We start from the raw sequence: 17,252 nt of genomic DNA, 5'->3' as shown, positions 1-17,252 counted from the left end.
CAAATGATGGAGACGTTGGTTTCGATTATTGTGCCTATTTATAATGTGGAAGCCTATCTGGAAGAATGTATAGATAGCGTTCTGAGACAGTCCTATCCTACAATGGAGCTGATATTGGTAAACGATGGTTCAACAGATCGTTCGGGAAAAATCTGTGAGGCATATGCTTCCCAATATCCTTGGATTCGTGTTATTCATAAGAAGAATGGCGGGCTGTCTGAGGCAAGAAATGTAGGGATTGATGTTTGTACTGGTCAATACATTACCTTTTTAGACAGCGATGACTGTTTAGAGGCAGATGTGGTTGGAGAAATGATAGAGGCTGTCAGAAAGACAGGAGCCAATATGGTCTGCACCGGCGCTGTCTCTTTTTCAGATAGAGAGCAAAAGGAGTTATACTGTTATCCATCTCCTTTTTGTATGACCGGGGTAGAAGCGTTCAGACGTATGTTGCTGCGTGACGGACTTGATAGCAATGCGTGGGCAAAATTATATCCTCATAGTATTTGGGATGGGATTCGTTATCCGGTTGGGGAACAGTTTGAAGATATGCCAGTTACCTATCGTCTTCTTATCCAGTGCGATAAAATTGCTCATACAGGACGCCCTGGATACAGATATCGAAGAAGGCTAGGAAGTATTACCAACTCAGCATTTAACAAAGGACGAATAAATTTAACACGCTTTGCAGAGGAAACATACCGATTTGTGCAAGAGCAGTACCCGGAGCTAGAAGCCCAAGGCCGGGTCTATTATCTACGTGCAGTAACGGAAAATTATATGTATCTTTCTCGGAAAAAAGTAGAAGAAGAGTGGAAGCATTACTACCGCTCCCTTCAAAAAGAAGTGATAAACTGTAAAAGAGAAATTTTAACCAGCCCCTACTGGGATTGCGAGACAAAGTGGGGAATTCGGTTGATTCCATGGAAGTTGTACCGCCCCTTACGGTGGATAAAGGGCTGTCTACATAGATGAAATACAAAGAGGGAGAAAGTGGTACTGATGGAAAAATATGAGGCTGGTATGATCAGCATAATCGTACCAGTATATAATGTGGAGAACTATTTGGAGACGTGTATTCATTCTATTCAACGACAGTCAGACGTTCTGTGGGAGTTGATTTTGGTGGATGATGGGTCGACAGATCAATCAGGTGCTATTTGTGATTTGTATGCCGAACAGGATAATAGAATATTCGTTATTCATAAGAGAAATGGGGGATCAAGTTCTGCTCGTAATGCTGGGATTAAACAGGCACGAGGAGAATTTCTATTGTTTGTAGACAGCGATGATTTTTTAATAGAAGGAATTTTAGTAAAACTATATCGAGCAAGTCGTGAAAACAATGCGGATGTAGTTTGCACCGGCGTAATACTTTATTATTCGGAAGACTTTCAGACGCCGGTATACTTGTTGGAGTCTAGCATAAAAATGACAGGAAAAGATGCATTCTCGCGGATGTTGTTGAGGGAGGATCTGGATAGCAATTCTTGGGGGAAGCTTTATAAGAGATCCTTTTTTGAAAACATACAATTTCCTGAGAATGTTATTTTTGAAGATATATTAGTTACGTATCGGGTTTTGCTGCAATGTGATTGTGTTGTTCATTTGGGAATTCCGGGATATTTTTATCGTATCCGAGAAGACAGCATAACAGGAAGCTCTTTTAGTTCAAAATACTATGCTAATACGGAGCAGGCTTGGCAGCTGTACCAAATTATTCGAAAAGATTACCCGGATTTAGAAGTGAGGGGAAGATTGTTCTATTTGGATCGTATTGTGTATAATTTGCATAAACTGGCTCAATCTGAAAATTTAAATGATCATAGATTGTATTATGATAGGTTGATTGCGGAATGGAAGAAAAATTGGCGGCTCTTTTTTCGCAGTTCTTTTTTTACGGTTAGTACGAAATTGTGGATGTTGCTTATAATTTTTAAACTGTATAAGCCGATGAGAAAAGTGAAAAAAATTTGGGGAAAGTGATGATAAGAAACATGAATAGTCAAATGAAGTTAAACCGAACCGAAAAAATTTTCTTTTTCTTTTTTTCTGCCTTGATTTTTCTTTTTTCTATATGGAATATTCGTAGTGCGTATAGTCCTCTAATAGTCCCTGATGAGGTGGGGTATTGGGCTTCGGCAGCCTATTTTGCGGGGCAGGATTGGTCGGGAGTTATGCAGCTGGCTCCTTATTATTCTTATGGATATGGTTTTTTACTGACACCATTATATTTAATAAAAAACCCTATATGGAGATTTCGAGGAGCGGTCTGTATCAATGTGATTTTGTTGATCGGTATTTTTGGGCTGCTATTCCGGATCGGACGGCGATTGATTCCGAATGTTAAGAGAGTATATTTGCTTTGCAGCTGCTTTGTGATAAGTTTATATAGCGCATACATTTTTTATGTACAGCTTACATTTGTTGAAATTACTTTGACATTTTTTTTCTTGCTTGCATATGATTTGTTCCTTTCATTAGAAGAACGGCCTCGTTTATGGAAAGCTGTTTTTTTAGGAGTATGCGTTATTTTTTTATATGTAATTCATCAGAGGAGTTTAGGGATTATTATTGCTTTTGGGATTGCAATAATAATTTTGCTATTTAGCAAGCAAGTGAACTGGAAAATCGGAAGTGTTATAATTGTCAGCGCAATTGTTGCATTAGCTTTGAGCAGTCTTTGTAAAAGTACAATTATTCAGGATGTATATGCGAATGCAAGTAATGTGGGTAAAAATGATTTTACGGGTCAGGTAAGTAAGCTTTCATATATGTTTTCGATGGAGGGAATTTTTAGCTTAGTCGTTAATTTTTTGGGTAGATTCTTTTATTTGGGGTGTTCAACTTTTTTTCTGTTTTACTGGGGCATGATTTGTTTGGTTAAAGACGTTGCTGATGGTATAAAGCAGATTATAAAAAAAGAAAATTGTCGTTATACAGTGAGCAGAATTTTTCTGCTCTTATCCGTATTGGCTGCCGTGGGGATTAGCGCGATTTCTACTATTGAGCCTGCACGGATTGACACATTACTATATGGAAGATATAGCGAATATGTTATTGCCCCTGTCCTTCTCTATGGCATTTATGGTGTTAGTAGATGGAAAAAATTTTCGTGGACAAGTATTGGGTTAATAGCATTTCATCTTTGTAGTGCAATGATTTTATATTATTATATTGGACGGTATGGGATTGCTGCATGTTCAGAAAATTCGATAGTTGGAATAGTACAGTTTCCAAAGATTCCAGGAGTATCGTCAGCTGTTAAATATACTATAAGCGTAGGGGTGATATCAACTCTTTTAGGCGGGGGAATAACGTTTCTTTTGCGTCATAAAAGAGGTTTTAAAATAATTGCCGTGGGTATAGTGGGGAGCCTCTGGCTTGGATTTAGTTATTTTAATATCGTCTCACTTATAAACAGTCAAAAGGATTTTGTGCTCGATCTTTATAAGCTGGCAGAGAGAGTAATGGAATATGTAGATGAGGAAAATATTTACTATTTGTTAGATGACACTAGCAGTGGGGCTATGTATTGGAATATTTATAGATATAAATATATCATGTCAGATCTTAATATAGTTGCTTTAGACTATCATGAATTGGATAAGGTTGATGATGCCGAATATATATTACTGCATACTGGAGCGGAAATGAGAGAAGAAATTATGCAGGATTATGTGATTTTGGATAAAACAGACGATACATATTTTTTGACTTGCAAGGATAATAAGGAAGCGATTGAACAATGGAAAAGCAATGGACCGATACGTTATGAAATCGGACTGGAAAACGCAGTATCGGCGAATAATATTTCCGAAGAAGCTTCTGAAATGCAGTCCAATGGTATAGAGGGGTATCTATTTCGTAATGTTGTAGAAGAAATTTACCAAGGAAAATATGAGGTTAATGCAGATATAGAAATTCTAGAAGGTGTGAAATCTCAGTTGGCGGTATTTAGTATTTATGTAGACGGGAATATATATCCTTTATATGAAAAAGTGCTTGAATGGGATGACTTTGAAAACGGATATCTACATCTAGAAATACCGCTAGAGCTAAGTTCAGGTTGCTCAATTGTTGAATTTCGTTGTTTTACAGAAACGGGAACCGTTTTAAAAGTATCTTCTTTGTCATATCAATATTTGGAAAATGAATACAGAGATGGAATTGATCGAATGCACGAGGTAAAGCAAGTGGTGAACGATATCGTTTTACTTCATGCGGACAGTCCGATTTTGTTTGTTGGTGTAGAAGATGAGGCGCTATGCTCTATGGAGTATTGGAAAGAGGGGTTAGGATCTAACGAGCTGAAATATAAAGTGTACTCGGACTTTATAGGAGAAACACCAGGAAGTGAGATTTACATTATTAAACGTACGAAAGAACTATTTGAATATAGTGAATTGTTGAAAACTATGACTTTATTAGATGCGACACCGTCCTATTTTTTGGCAGTGTCAAATAATAATATGGCGATTATTAATGCATGGCAGAGCGCAGGTTATTCATTCGCATCCAAGGAGGATAGTTTTTCGGTAAGGTGCTTAACTAATAAAGAAGAATCTTATGGATTACAATTGTTAAATTTCTCAACTATAGGGTGTGTGGATATTACTATGGATATTAGCGCTGTGAAGTCTAGGGAAGATGCTTTAGCAACGATACATGTGTCTGCTCTGGAGGATATAACTATGCGAGTGTTTGAAAATGCAGGTGTTGATCGTGTTTTGAACATTACCAAGAAAATTACTATGATTACCCCTGAAGAAAAACTGAATATTAAGATAAAAATGATGCCATCTAATGGATTGGATTTAAATGTAGAAGATGTTTGGATTGCAGAGAATCATTATGGAGCGTATTTGCAAAAGCTGTATTCGGAGGTGCTTGGCCGACAGGCAGATTTGAACGGGATAAAACATTGGTACCAATACTGGCAGGAAAACAGAGTCTCTGCTGCTGAAATGTTAAGACAATTTATGGACAGTGATGAAGCAAAGGCTCGCAATTTGAGTGATGAACAGTTCCTTTCAATGCTTTACCAGGTATGTTGGAATCAGGATATAGAAGATCAAGGCGATATTAAAGAGGAAATAGAAGCTCTAGGGTCTGGAGTATCGCGTGAACAGCTAGTGCAACAATTTTTGGAGTCTCCTAAATATGAAGCTATGTTAAAATCAGAGAACCTGAATTAAATGTTAATATAAAAGGAAATGCAGGGGACTTTATATAGCAGAAAAGGAATGAAAATGCGTACAGAAAACTCGATTCGAAATGCGGCTGTAAGTTTAGGCGGGCAAACGGCCAGCACGTTACTCACATTTTTGTGCCGGATGGTTTTTACTAGAACCTTGGATAAAGCATATTTAGGGGCCAGCGGGCTGTTTGGCGATATTTTAACTTTATTGTCACTGTCTGAGCTGGGTATTGGAGGGGCAATAATATTTTTCATGTATGAGCCCGTTGCCAGAAATGACATAAAGAAGCAAAAACAGTTAATGAAACTTTATCAAGGCTTATATAAAAAAATAGGGATTTTTGTAGCCGTTGTAGGATTTGGCTTGGCCCCGTTTGTGCAATACTTGATAGGGGATATTCCAGATGGTTTCCAAAATGTCCAATTGATTTATGTACTATATGTATTGAATTTGGTGTTGAATTATTTCTTTTCTTATAAAAGAGCTATTATTGAAGCAAATCAATTGAATTATATTTGTTCGATTTACCAGTATGGATTTTCTTGTGTTCAGAGTTTGGTACAGATTATTGTACTGATCGTTTGTCATAATTTTATAATTTATTTGTGCGTACAGGTTAGCATAACATTTTTAGTGAATTGGGGGTTGGCACGGAAAGCAGACAGGATGTTTCCACATATTAGGGAGGTGATGAAAGAAGAACTGCCGCGAGAAGAACGAATAGAAATTTTTCGAAATATTAAAGCGATGTTTATGCATCGATTAGGGGGAGCAATTGTTAATGGAACCGATAATATTTTGTTGACTGTTTTTGGTGGATTAACAAGTACAGGAATCTATTCCAATTATCGTATGGTGATCAACACTCTTACACAGGTAATTGGACAAGTGCTTTCCTCTATTACATCTAGTATAGGAAATCTAGGCGCTACTGAGGATAAAGGAAAAGTATTTCGCGTATTCCAGTTACTAGATTTTGCAAATTTTTGGATTTTTTCATTTTCATCGATTTGCCTGGGGGGGTTAATCAATCCCTTTATAGAGCTTTGTTTCGGAAAAGAATATCTTTTGAATAAACAAATGGTATTGATTTTATTGGTGAATTTTTACCTATCCGGAATGCGTCAAGTTGTTCTTCGATTTAGGGATGCATTAGGATTGTTTTGGTATGATCGTTATAAAGCATTGGTAGAATCCTTTGTGAATTTGGTTGTCTCTATACTTTTAGCACGTATATTCGGTATTGTTGGTGTGTTTTTAGGGACGATGGTAAGCACGCTGGCTGTTGCCTTTTGGATAGAACCATACATTTTATATAAATATGGATTTGAGCAACCAATAAAAGGATATTTTATCAAATATATAATAAACACGATAGTATTTATTATAAATGGGTTGATTACAATTCAAATTACTGATTTTATAAACGGATCGGGAATAAAATCATTTATTGTAAAAATAATAGTTTGCTTGATAATACCGAATATAGTAATGGTTATATGCTTTTGGAAGAGAAAAGAATTTCAATATTATAAAAAAATGATAATTGCAAAAATCGCAAATAAAAAAACTTGACAATATTTATAATTTTTTGTTGAAATACTTTCTGTTTACGATTAAAGATATTTTATATTAATTAACCTGAATTATTCAGGTCAATTCATTTACTAAGGTCAATGCCAAATAGTTACTTATTTTTTTTATACTTTCACTTAACGGGTGAAGATATTTCCAGAGAAACAGAACTTCAAGTTTGTTAAAATTTAGGTATCTAAGCCAAATAAAAACAAAGAAGAAGTTCTTTATGACTAGTTTAAACGACACTGCATTAGTAAGCAATAAATATTTGAAAATAAATTTTGAAGGAGGTGATTAATCCTCCGATGCAGGTCTACTCCTGATAAAAGAGTTTGCTTTCAAACTTGGCTTTGTGATATTATAAAAAAGGAGTTCAAAACCAATGACTGTGCCGATGAGCTTACCAATGATCCAATACTGACGGCTATTCTGGCAAAGAAAGCATTTGCTTCACAGCCGACTCTGTCGAGATTTTTCAACCGGATGGATGAATCCACTTTGCAGCAGTTCTATGATCTGATGCGACGTTTTAGAAAAGTTGTATATTCTGTCAAGAAACCAGAAAAGCTTTTTCTTGATCGGATTCTACACTCTTAAATACTTATGGTCATCAGGAAGGCGAAGGGTTTAACTTCTACTATCAGAATCATGGATACCATCCATTGGTCTGTTATGATGGAATTAACGGCGATCTTCTGAAAATAAAATTTCGTAATGGAACTGATTACTCATTAACTGGTGTTATGGAATTCTTGCAGCCCCTACTTAATGAATTTGGTACTGATTACCCGGACCTTCCCCTGCTGATGAGAGGAGACAGCGGATTTACAAAACCGGAGCTTTGTCATCAATGTGAAACAAATAGTGTTTTCTATGCGATCCATCTGAAAGAAAATAGCATCCTGCGTGAACTTGCCTCTTGTATAGATGAGCAGCTTACAGAAATCACTCAAAAGGATATGGTCTCATATATGGTCTGTTATGGTGAGTTCCTTTTTCAGGTAAAATCTTGGGAATACCCATGCCGCGTTGTATGCAAGGTCGAAAAACCTACGGAGTAGGTGGTCCACATGTACACATTTATCGTAGCAAACATGGATTCTGAACCAGAAAAAGTAGTCAAGTTCTACTGTAAGCGTGGCATAATGGCAAACTATATCAAGGAAAGCAAGAACGGTTTTGATTTCGCGGCGGCAAGCAGCTCATCAAAAATCGTAAATGCAAACCGTCTCCAGATCCATGCACTGGTATACAACAATATTTAATTGGTTTAAACGACTGGCCTTATCAGCATCCATGAGAAAACAGCAGATAAATACCATTCGCTTAAAATTGCTGAAGATTGCCGCTAAGGTAGTACATTCAGCAAGAAATATAACATTCAAGCTTTGTAGCAGTTGCCCTTATAAAGGTGAATTATACGAAACACTGGAGAATGTCAGGGGGGGGCAGCCAAAGCTGGAATAACAGTTACACCGAACCTTGATAGCAGAACATGTGAATTTGATGAATACAGGGATACTATACCCTTTATCATAAAAACTTGCCTTCACATGTCATGCTCGACGGTTCAAAAATCAAAAATTGAATTATATGATGGGGATTATATCCTCATGAATAATTCAGAATTAATATTGTTAAAGAACTGTATTAGATAACTTAAGCTAGGAATGCATTCTTAGAAAAAAGAAATTGATGGACGTAAGAGGTTATTATGCTAATATCAAAAGCGGAATCAAATTTACTTAAAGGATTTTCTATTTTTTGTATCCTATTAACCCATATACTAGGCAATTATTTTAATATTAACGAGTATATTCGTAATATTTTGGGGACAGGTGGTGTCTGTATTTTTTTTGTTTTTATCTGGTTATGGTCTTTTTATGTCCTTTAATGAAAAAGGAATTCATCAGAATTATTGGAATGATAAAATTGCAAAGATTTTTACTCCATACTGGATTGTTACTATTTGTTATTTTATCTTAATAAAAGGAAAGGATACCAGTATATTATTGAAAAATCTTTTGATGGTAGATTTTAACAGAGACATGGATGCAACCATGTGGTATATGAGTCTGCTTATTATATGGTATTTTATATTTTATATTCTATTTAAATTTGAAGTTAACAACATAATTAGATGCTTTTTTATGTTGCTACTGGCTAGCTTTATTTTGGAGAATAGTTCCTATTTTGACAGCTGTTCTTGGCAATTTCAACAAAATGCTTTTTCTTTTCCCCTAGGTGTTGTTGCGGCAATGATCATACATTATTGTAATGATCGTGTGAGAGTTCGCAAATGTACTTATATATTTTTGATATTGCCTGTTTTGATAATTTACGGCTGTGCCGTATTTGCCAAGGTTTCTTTTCAATTGCAAAATCTTTTGCTAGTTTTACTTATGATAATTGTTGTAAAGTTGATTATAAGATTTGACTTGAAATACGGATTTCTTTCAAAGTTAGGAACCTATTCTTATCCAATATATTTGATTGAAGGGAAATTGTTTGTTTTATTGCCAAGAGTTAATAATTCATTTTGTGATTTGGGTATTTATTTTGGAGGTATAATGGGGGTTATGTTAATATACTGTTTTATAATTAGAAAAACTGTTGGAAAAATAAAGTGAATACCCTAAATTGTTTATGAAGATGTAATTCTCACCATATAATTCAATTTTTGATTTCTGAGCCGTCGAGCATGTCATGTGTGAGTATGAGTATTCCGGGCGATTCTGAACTGCTGTTCCGGAAGCGCAGTACCATAAATCCGTTTTGATGGATACCGCAATTCCGGGCATCGGATACCGGGATTCCGGCTAAATGATACCTATTTCCTTTATAATGTATCCATGCGTTTTGAAGCGTAAATACATTATAGGAGGAGGTCACCATTTATGACCAAGTACCGAGAGATCATCCGGTTATCCGGATTAGGTCTCAGCCAAGCCAACATCGCCCTTAGCTGCAATGCGTCTAAGACAACCGTCAACAAGGTGCTGAAGGCAGCAAGGGAGCAGAATCTTTTATGGCCTCTGGATCCTAAACTAACAGATCCAGTTCTGGGTAAGCTGCTTTTTCCAGATTCAAAAACAAAACCTGCCACAGCAAAGCGGATGCCTGACTACGAGCATATCCGCAGAGAACTTCTCCGCAATGGGGTGAACAAGAAGCTCCTTTGGACAGAGTCCTTTGAGGAATGCCGCCTCTCCGGAGACGAGCCACTTATGTGCTCTCAGTTCTGCTTTTACATCCAGTAGGACGAGCAGAAGCGTCGTGCCACCATGCCTATCAATCGTAAGCCTGCGGAACAGGTTGAGGTAGATTGGGCTGTTGATCCGGCACATATCATAGATCCGGATACCGGCCAAATCATGGATACGCACATTTTCGTAGGAGTTATGACCTACAGCCAGTATTCATACGTAGAGGCATTCATGGATGAAAAGCAGCCATCATGGATCGCTGCACATGTGCATATGTACGAGTACTTTGGCGGTGTCGCCAGGATTCTCATGCCGGATAACTGCCGTCTATCAGGAGATGGCCGAACACTATGGAACTGCGATCATTCCAGCACGCGTCCGGGCTCCAAAGGACAAGCCCAATGCCGAGGGCAGTGTAGGTAATATCTCCACATGAATCACTGCAGCCCTGCGTAATGAGCAGTTCTTCTCGCTCAGTGAGTTAAACCGGGCGATCCGACAAAAACTGGAAGATTTCAGTCACCGCCCTTTCCAAAAGAAACAGGGTAGCCGGTACGAGATCTTCCGCGATGAAGAAATGCCATTGCTGGCACCTTTACCTGCCCCCCATATGAACTGGCGGAATGGAAACAAGCCACCGTTCAGTTCAATTATCACATATCCTTTGCCGGAATGCTATATTCAGTTCCACATGAATATATAAAGCACAAAGTTGATGTGAGAGTTACAGATAAAACCATTGAAATTTTTTACAACCACAACCGGATTGCATCCCACCGTCGCCTTTATGGGCGCAAGGGGCAGTACAGCACAATTACAGAGCATATGCCGCCTTCCCACCAGCAGTACCTTGAATGGAACGGCGACCGATTCTGCAAATGGGTGGAGCGGATCGGTTCCAGTACCTGTCAGGTAGTAGATGCGATCCTTACCTCCAAATGTGTAGAACAACGGTCCTACCGCAGCTGTATGGGGTTTTTGAAACTGGCCGACAAGTATTCTGTCGATCGGTTGGAAGCTACCTGCCGAAAAGCACTCTCCTTTACGGCCACTCCCAGCTATAAGAGTATCAAGAACATCCTTGATACCGGAAACGACCAGGCAGAGATGCCGGACAGAGGGGTGGCAACCGATAGACATACGGATTCAGGGAAAAGCAGCCACGCGCTTACAAGAGGCGCTGATTACTACAGGAGGTAAGGAATCATGACTACACAAAGCACCATAGATAAACGTATTGAAATGCGCCTGACCTCTATGTCAGATGCATTTCTCACCCAGATGGAGGATCCCAGGATGAAGGAGCTCTCCTTTGAGGATCGCTTCGGGATGCTGGTGGATATTGAATACAGCAACCGTAAGAGCAACAGCCTGAAACGACTGATCCACAATGCCGGGTTCGACCAGCCGGACGCATACATTGGGGATATCAACTATACTTCTGGGCGCAGGTTGAACCGTTCTTTGATCGAACGACTTGCAACTTGTGAATATATCACAGAACACAGGAACCTCTTTATTACCGGTGCTACCGGAAGTGGAAAGACCTACCTGGCCTGTGCATTTGGGATGGAAGCCTGCAAGCAGCGTTACAAGACGAAATATGTCCGGCTTCCGGATCTGCTTTTGGAACTTGAGATGGCACGTAATGATGGCACATACAAGAAGATCCAGGGGAAATATGCCAACCCGGTTCTGTTGATCATCGATGAATGGCTTCTGCTGAAGCCCACTGAATCCGAGCAGCATGACATTCTGGAACTCCTCCATAGGAGACATAGGAAATCATCTACCATCTTCTGTTTCCAGTATGATTGTAATGGCTGGTATGATCAGCTTGGAGGTGATGACAGCCCCCTCTCGGAAGCAATACTGGATCGCATCAAACATGATGCATACAAGATCAACATTATCCCGACAGATCCTACGAATTACAGATCCATGCGGGAAGTATATGGGGTGGATCCGACATTAAGCGAGTAAATTCGCAGGTAACAATCAATTAAGTGCAGTATTCCTGTTCCGAACTCACGGTAGCATAGTTCCGGACTTCCGGTATCCGTTTCTCCGGAACAGGAGTACATTTTTACCGTAATATACATCGACTTTCATTCATGGTAATGTCTGTGTAAGCAGACATGCCTGTTTCATTGATAAGTATAAAAAGAGTAAGATAAAAGAATTACGCAGTTTTGCTAAAGGTTTGGAAAACGGTATGGACGCCGTTGAAAATGCGGTAGCCTATGATTATAGCTATGGTTTTGTAAAGGGAATCAACAGCAGACTCGAAATGGTAAAACGTACTATGTACGGTAAATGTATTAGAGAATTGCTGGAAGCAAAACTATGCGATATGAGACAAGGAAAAAACGGATAATTGCGGAAGATCCCACCGCATCGGTATATCCAATTATTACGTGAGACATTAATACAAAACGTGCTTTTATATACACATCACTTAAAGATAGAACCATTTATTGATTGTTGGAAATGATTAATCTAGAGAAAAGGGAAGAAAAACGCGATGGAGCGGAATAAACAATTTGATGTCTTGCTTGTAATAGGAATCACTTATGTCGTAGTTGGACATTGCGGTGGTTTTACACTGTTTCAAGAATGGTTGCTGATTACCTATAATATCGGCTGTAGATTTTTCTATGTACGGTTTTGTTAGATGGTTACACCTTGGTGGCCTTGCTTGATACTAGCAAAAGCGGAATTATAATATATGTGAAGGTCAAAACTGGAAAAACGGGTTATGACCTTCACAACGACTAAACTATATTATTTCAATGTTTAAAAACATAAATTTTGGAACGATCTCAGATTTATTAACACTTCCCCAATCCAACATCATCAAATTAGCTTAGGATACCATAGTGTTGGCAGAGTTCCGAAAATTCACTACTGTAAAGAAATCCATCCAAAACTTTTTCCCGGCTATATCCATCAGCCAAGCGATGACACCAGTCTTGAAATCCAATCTCGTCAGGCATACGGTTAAATATTGTACGGTACAATAATGTTACATATTCCTCGTTCGAATGTTGCTTCGCCAGAAATTCCTGACTAAGAAAGAATCCACGGACAATATTTTTTCCCTTCTCGCCCTGATTAATCAAACGATTCGTCCAGTCATATAATCCGATTGAGTCAAAATTTCTGTCTAGGCATATTGTGTACATTCGCACAACAAAAGCCGTAACAGGTGGATTCTGGTCTACAACCTCAGGTGAAATATAATTTCCTGCGTCGATGCCAAACTGCTGACAAAGTCCGCGGAATTCAACGGAATTTGAAAAACCGGAAAAAATTCCATAGTAGCTCATTCCTTGAGAAATCTGCTGTTGCCAATAAGTAATTTCGTTAATGTTTGGCTGCCGGTTTAGCAAAGTAGTATATAACACTCGAATAAAATCATGACTGGCTGGGCGTTTAGAAATATATTCTTTACTAAAAATGAAACCAAATGCTACATCACTTCCACTTTTGCTGATGTGCGATAAAGAAGTAATAGAAGTGTAAAAAATTTTGCCGTTCCTATCCGGCACTTGGCCATTGTGTCGGATAGGTCGGGCGTTAGGCTTCGGGCAAGTCAATTTTGCCGACAAAGCTGTAATAAATCTCAATGTCCTGCCTGCGGGTGCCGTTCTCGTCATAGCTGCACTCATGCACGACGATTTTCTCAATCATTTCCCGCAAGAGGGTGGGTGTCAATTCCTCAAAGGCAAGGTGCTTGCGGACAATCCCCATGAATTTCTCGGCGTTAACGGTGGCCGCCTGCGACTTGTCCAGTTCCGCCTGCAATGCGGCGGTGCGGTCTTTCAGTTCCCGCTGCTCCTGCTCATAGTCTGCCGACAGTTCCATGAAACGCTCGTCGCTGATTTTGCCGTTCACATTGTCCTCATACAGCCGCTTGATAATGCGGCTCACTTCGGCAATCCGCTCCTGCGCCTGTTCAAGCTGCTTGGTGGCTGCGGCGGTCTTTCTCTTGCCGCCGATTTCGTTCTGCTGGATCAGCAGCTTTACAAAACGGCTCTCGTGCCTGGCAGCATACTCCGTCACTTGCCGGAGATTGGAGAGGACACCGGCGGTCAGCAGGTCGGTGCGGATAAAGTGCGCCGTACAGTCGCGGGTGCGCTTCTTGTAGCTGCCGCAGATGTAACAGTCCTGCTTGCGGTTCTTGTTCTGATACCGCTGCTGGTACATCACATGGCCGCAGTCGGCGCAGAACAGCATACCAGAGAACAGCCCCACTTCGTCATAGCGGTTCGGGCGTTTGCGCTGCTTGCGTAACTCCTGCACACGCTCCCATGTTTCCGTGTCAATAATCGGCTCATGGTGGTTCTCAAAAATGGCCTGCTTCTCAATGGGATTTTCTACGCTGTGCTTGGTCTTGTAAGAGGGCTTTTCCGTCTTGAAGTTTACCAGACAGCCGGTGTACTCCCGGTTTTCGAGGATATGAACGACGGTGTTCGTCGCCCATTTACACTCATAGCCGGGGTGGTAGCGGCGTGTGCTGCCTGTCCTGCGGTATTCCAGCGTCCCCGGCGTGGGGATTTGCTGTTCCGTCAGCATACGGGCAATCTTGGTCGGGCCGTTCCCCGCAAGGCAAAGCTGGTAAATCTGCTGGACAACCGGCGCGGTTTCCTCGTCAACGATATAGTTCTCGTCCTCGTCCATGAGGTAGCCATACACCGGCTTGCTGGTAACGGGCTTGCCGCTCATGCCTTTTGCTCTTTTAACTGCCTTGATTTTCTTGCTCGTATCTCTCACCAGCCATTCGTTGAACAGATTTCGCAGAGGGGTAAAATCATTGTCCATGCCGCCGTTTGCGCTGTCCACATTGTCGTTGACAGCGATAAAACGCACGCCCTTTTGAGGGAACAGCATTTCCGTGTAAAACCCTACCTGCAAGTAGTTTCGCCCTAACCGGCTCATGTCCTTGACAATGACCGTACCAACTTTCCCGGCTTCAATGTCCGCAAGCATGGCTTGAAATCCGGGCCGCTGGAAGTTCGCGCCGGAATAACCGTCGTCGGTGTACCAGCGCAGATTGGTAAAGCCGTTCTGTTTTGCGTAGGTTTCGAGTATCCTTTTTTGGTTCGATATGGAATTACTCTCGCCTTGCAGCTCGTCCTCATGGGACAATCTCGGATAAAGGGCGGTAATGAGGTTTTGGGTGGCTTGTCTTAACATAAAATCCTCCGTTTCCGACAGCCAGCCCCACTATTCCGTGGTTTCATTGTACCACGGAACAGCGGGGGCTGTACAGCGGCAAAAGCGTTAAATTTGCTTCTTTACAGTCGGTCAAATTGCCGGTTTTTGCGTAGCAGCGGCTTCCGCTTCCAGTACCCGCGCCATTTTGTCGGCGGCGGTGGTCGTGGTATCTTTCTTGAAATAGCCGGACACGACAAGGACGGAATTGCCCATGCGGATTTCCGTCACGCAGTCGGGGCGGCGGGCGGTGCGGGTGTCGTGCTGCTTGTTATCTGCCATAGGCAATACTCCTTTCAGTCGGTAATCAGTTTCTTCATGCTCTCCATTTTCCGCTTGGCGGTTTCCTGCCGGAAGTTGTCGCCGGTAAAGCGTACCGGGACGCACATGGAAAGCAGCCGGTCATAAATCCGGGAATGGGCGGTGTCCTCCGGGTTTCGCAGGTCGTCCAGCGTGAGGTTGGTCGTGACGATCAGCGGCTTGCCGCTGCGGTAACGGCTGTCAATCACATTGAAAACCTGTTCCAGCCCGTAGTCGGTGCCGCGTTCCATGCCAAAGTCGTCAAGGATCAGCAGCGGATAGCGGCAAAGGCGGGAAATGTACTCGTTGCGCCCCTCAAAGCTGGCGGCAAGGTCATTGAGGATCAGGGCAAAGTTCGTCATGTGGACGGGGATTTCTTTCTCCATGAGGGCGTTTGCGATACAGCCCGCAAGGTAGCTTTTCCCGGTTCCTACGCCGCCCCAGAACAGGCAGCCGATATTGTCTGTCCGCATATCCTCCCAATGCTCCACATACCGGCGGGCAAGCCCGGCCTGCGGGTTCCTGCCGTTGTCATTCTCGAAAGTCCAGTCCCGCATGGCGGGGTCGGTAAAGCCCCGGCGTTTCAGTTCTTCCACGGTGTCAAGGTGCCTGCGCCGCTTTTCGGCGGCTTCCCGTTCCTCGCGGGCGGTTTTCTGGCAGTCGCACTCTGCCGGGTGGCGGTCGCGCCCGAAGATAGCGGCCTTATCCGGCGCAAAATAGGCTTCTTTCGGCTTGCGGCACTTGCCGCAGTACAGCAAACCGTCCTCGCCGGTGTAGTCCTCCGGCTCCGGGGTGGTGGCCGTCATATTCTCCAAAACAGCGTTGATTTCGTTCTTCATAAACTCTCGCCCTCCTTGCATGAGTAGTCTGGTATGCCCTTTTTCGGGGCTTTCTTAGTTGCGTCCTCCTGCGCCCATTTGTAGATGGTGGCGGCATGGCTCTTGTATCGCTTGCCGCTGGACGCGATATGGCAGGATAGCCGGTCAATGTAATAGTCCCATTTGCCGGGCAGGTCTGCTTTCAGCCCGTCCAGTTCCGATTGCGAAAGAAAAACATTTTCATACCGGCCATAGGCGGCGCGGGCGGGTTGTCCCGTATCTAACTCTCGCTCTCTCTCTTTTTCTATCTCTTTCTCTATCTCTATCTCTGGCGGACAAATGTCCGCTTGATATGGTGGACATTTGTCCGCCCCGGCCTTTGGCAAGGCTTTCTGCTCCTGCAAAGCCAGCCTTGCCCGCCGTTTTCGCTCCCCCTCGGTAGAGGATTGGCCGATCAGTAGTTCAATGTTGCTCATATACAGTGCGCCGTTCTGTAACGGCTCCACAAGCCCCAGCTTCATAAAAATCTGCAAGGCCCGTTCTACGGTGCCGACTTGCTGACGGGTAATGGTGGCAATCATCTGCGCGGTGTAGGGGATATTTTCATCAAGCTGCAACTTCCCGCCGTTTTTCAGCGATTTCAGGTACAGTTTCAAGAGGATGTTGGAATAGAGGATACCGTCCTGCATACTTTCCAGCAGCACAATGGCGTCCTCGTCAAAGTAATTCTCTTTCAGCTTGAGGTAGTAGTATTTTCGGTTGTCTGACATGGTTCCTCCTTTGGGTGGATTTGGGGTGTTTGTACGCATTTAGAACGCCGTTTCCGGGGGAAAAGGATAAATGTATCGCGTACCCTTTGACACCCACGAAAAAAGCCTTGATTTATGCGGGTTTGAAAGGCTCTAAAGCGTGACATCTCTGCCTTTGTTTCC

Annotated in this window: 14 protein-coding genes and 2 pseudogenes; 10 read left to right on the top strand and 6 right to left on the bottom strand. The window is 41.8% G+C overall.

The window, feature by feature from the left end; all coding sequences use genetic code 11:
• Positions 1-3 precede the first annotated feature (3 nt).
• The 10 genes and pseudogenes from MUB23_RS16245 to MUB23_RS16205 all read left to right on the top strand — a co-directional run bounded on the left by MUB23_RS16245 (position 4) and on the right by MUB23_RS16205 (position 12,362).
• Positions 4-975 (top strand): glycosyltransferase family 2 protein, encoded by a 972-nt coding sequence (locus MUB23_RS16245; protein ID WP_244801801.1) that lies wholly within the window; start codon positions 4-6, stop codon positions 973-975.
• Positions 976-1,002: 27 nt separating this feature from the next.
• On the top strand, positions 1,003-1,986 hold the full coding sequence (locus MUB23_RS16240; RefSeq protein ID WP_244801800.1) for a glycosyltransferase family 2 protein: 984 nt from the start codon (positions 1,003-1,005) through the stop codon (positions 1,984-1,986).
• Positions 1,987-1,997: 11 nt separating this feature from the next.
• Complete coding sequence (locus MUB23_RS16235; RefSeq protein WP_244801799.1) at positions 1,998-5,198, top strand: DUF4214 domain-containing protein; 3,201 nt, start codon at positions 1,998-2,000, stop codon at positions 5,196-5,198.
• Between the two features lie 48 nt (positions 5,199-5,246).
• The gene (locus MUB23_RS16230; RefSeq protein ID WP_244801798.1) at positions 5,247-6,776 is read left to right on the top strand and encodes a lipopolysaccharide biosynthesis protein; all 1,530 of its coding nucleotides are present in this window, start codon (positions 5,247-5,249) and stop codon (positions 6,774-6,776) included.
• A gap of 229 nt (positions 6,777-7,005) precedes the next feature.
• Positions 7,006-8,246, top strand: a pseudogene (locus tag MUB23_RS16225) (IS1380 family transposase).
• 326 nt (positions 8,247-8,572) lie between these two features.
• Positions 8,573-9,409, top strand: a complete 837-nt coding sequence (locus tag MUB23_RS16220; protein WP_330641923.1) for an acyltransferase family protein — start codon at positions 8,573-8,575, stop codon at positions 9,407-9,409.
• Positions 9,410-9,676: 267 nt separating this feature from the next.
• Entirely contained in the window at positions 9,677-10,039 is a 363-nt protein-coding gene (locus tag MUB23_RS19915) for a hypothetical protein (protein ID WP_330641918.1), read from the top strand.
• Between the two features lie 528 nt (positions 10,040-10,567).
• On the top strand, positions 10,568-11,185 hold the full coding sequence (locus tag MUB23_RS19910; protein WP_442874119.1) for a Mu transposase domain-containing protein: 618 nt from the start codon (positions 10,568-10,570) through the stop codon (positions 11,183-11,185).
• A gap of 6 nt (positions 11,186-11,191) precedes the next feature.
• On the top strand, positions 11,192-11,968 hold the full coding sequence (locus MUB23_RS16210; RefSeq protein WP_244801796.1) for an ATP-binding protein: 777 nt from the start codon (positions 11,192-11,194) through the stop codon (positions 11,966-11,968).
• Between the two features lie 127 nt (positions 11,969-12,095).
• Complete coding sequence (locus MUB23_RS16205; protein WP_330641922.1) at positions 12,096-12,362, top strand: transposase; 267 nt, start codon at positions 12,096-12,098, stop codon at positions 12,360-12,362.
• 484 nt (positions 12,363-12,846) lie between these two features.
• On the opposite strand, the gene MUB23_RS19905 is transcribed toward MUB23_RS16205, so the two are convergent.
• The 6 genes and pseudogenes from MUB23_RS19905 to MUB23_RS16180 all read right to left on the bottom strand — a co-directional run bounded on the left by MUB23_RS19905 (position 12,847) and on the right by MUB23_RS16180 (position 17,090).
• Positions 12,847-13,446 carry a DUF4214 domain-containing protein gene (locus MUB23_RS19905; RefSeq protein ID WP_442874118.1) on the bottom strand — a complete coding sequence of 200 codons (600 nt, stop codon included), beginning with the start codon at positions 13,444-13,446 and terminating at the stop codon, positions 12,847-12,849.
• A 26-nt stretch (positions 13,447-13,472) separates the two neighbouring features.
• Positions 13,473-13,544 (bottom strand): annotated as a pseudogene (locus MUB23_RS20150) (Maff2 family mobile element protein); the annotation flags it as partial.
• Between the two features lie 20 nt (positions 13,545-13,564).
• Complete coding sequence (locus MUB23_RS16195; RefSeq protein WP_074754402.1) at positions 13,565-15,184, bottom strand: recombinase family protein; 1,620 nt, start codon at positions 15,182-15,184, stop codon at positions 13,565-13,567.
• 111 nt (positions 15,185-15,295) lie between these two features.
• The gene (locus MUB23_RS16190) at positions 15,296-15,484 is read right to left on the bottom strand and encodes a transposon-encoded TnpW family protein (RefSeq protein WP_020995296.1); all 189 of its coding nucleotides are present in this window, start codon (positions 15,482-15,484) and stop codon (positions 15,296-15,298) included.
• Between the two features lie 14 nt (positions 15,485-15,498).
• Positions 15,499-16,341, bottom strand: coding sequence for an ATP-binding protein (locus tag MUB23_RS16185; protein WP_074754404.1), 843 nt, complete (start codon positions 16,339-16,341; stop codon positions 15,499-15,501).
• A complete protein-coding gene (locus tag MUB23_RS16180) occupies positions 16,338-17,090 on the bottom strand; it encodes a phage replisome organizer N-terminal domain-containing protein (protein ID WP_074754406.1) in 753 nt (250 codons plus the stop codon). Before MUB23_RS16180 ends, MUB23_RS16185 begins: the two co-directional genes overlap by 4 nt.
• Between the last annotated feature and the right edge of the window lie 162 nt (positions 17,091-17,252).

Source organism: Cuneatibacter sp. NSJ-177 (assembly GCF_022867805.1).
Lineage (GTDB): Bacteria > Bacillota > Clostridia > Lachnospirales > Lachnospiraceae > Pseudolachnospira.
The sequence above is the reverse complement of the archived record's forward strand: the minus strand, read 5'-3'. Positions and strand labels throughout refer to the sequence as shown.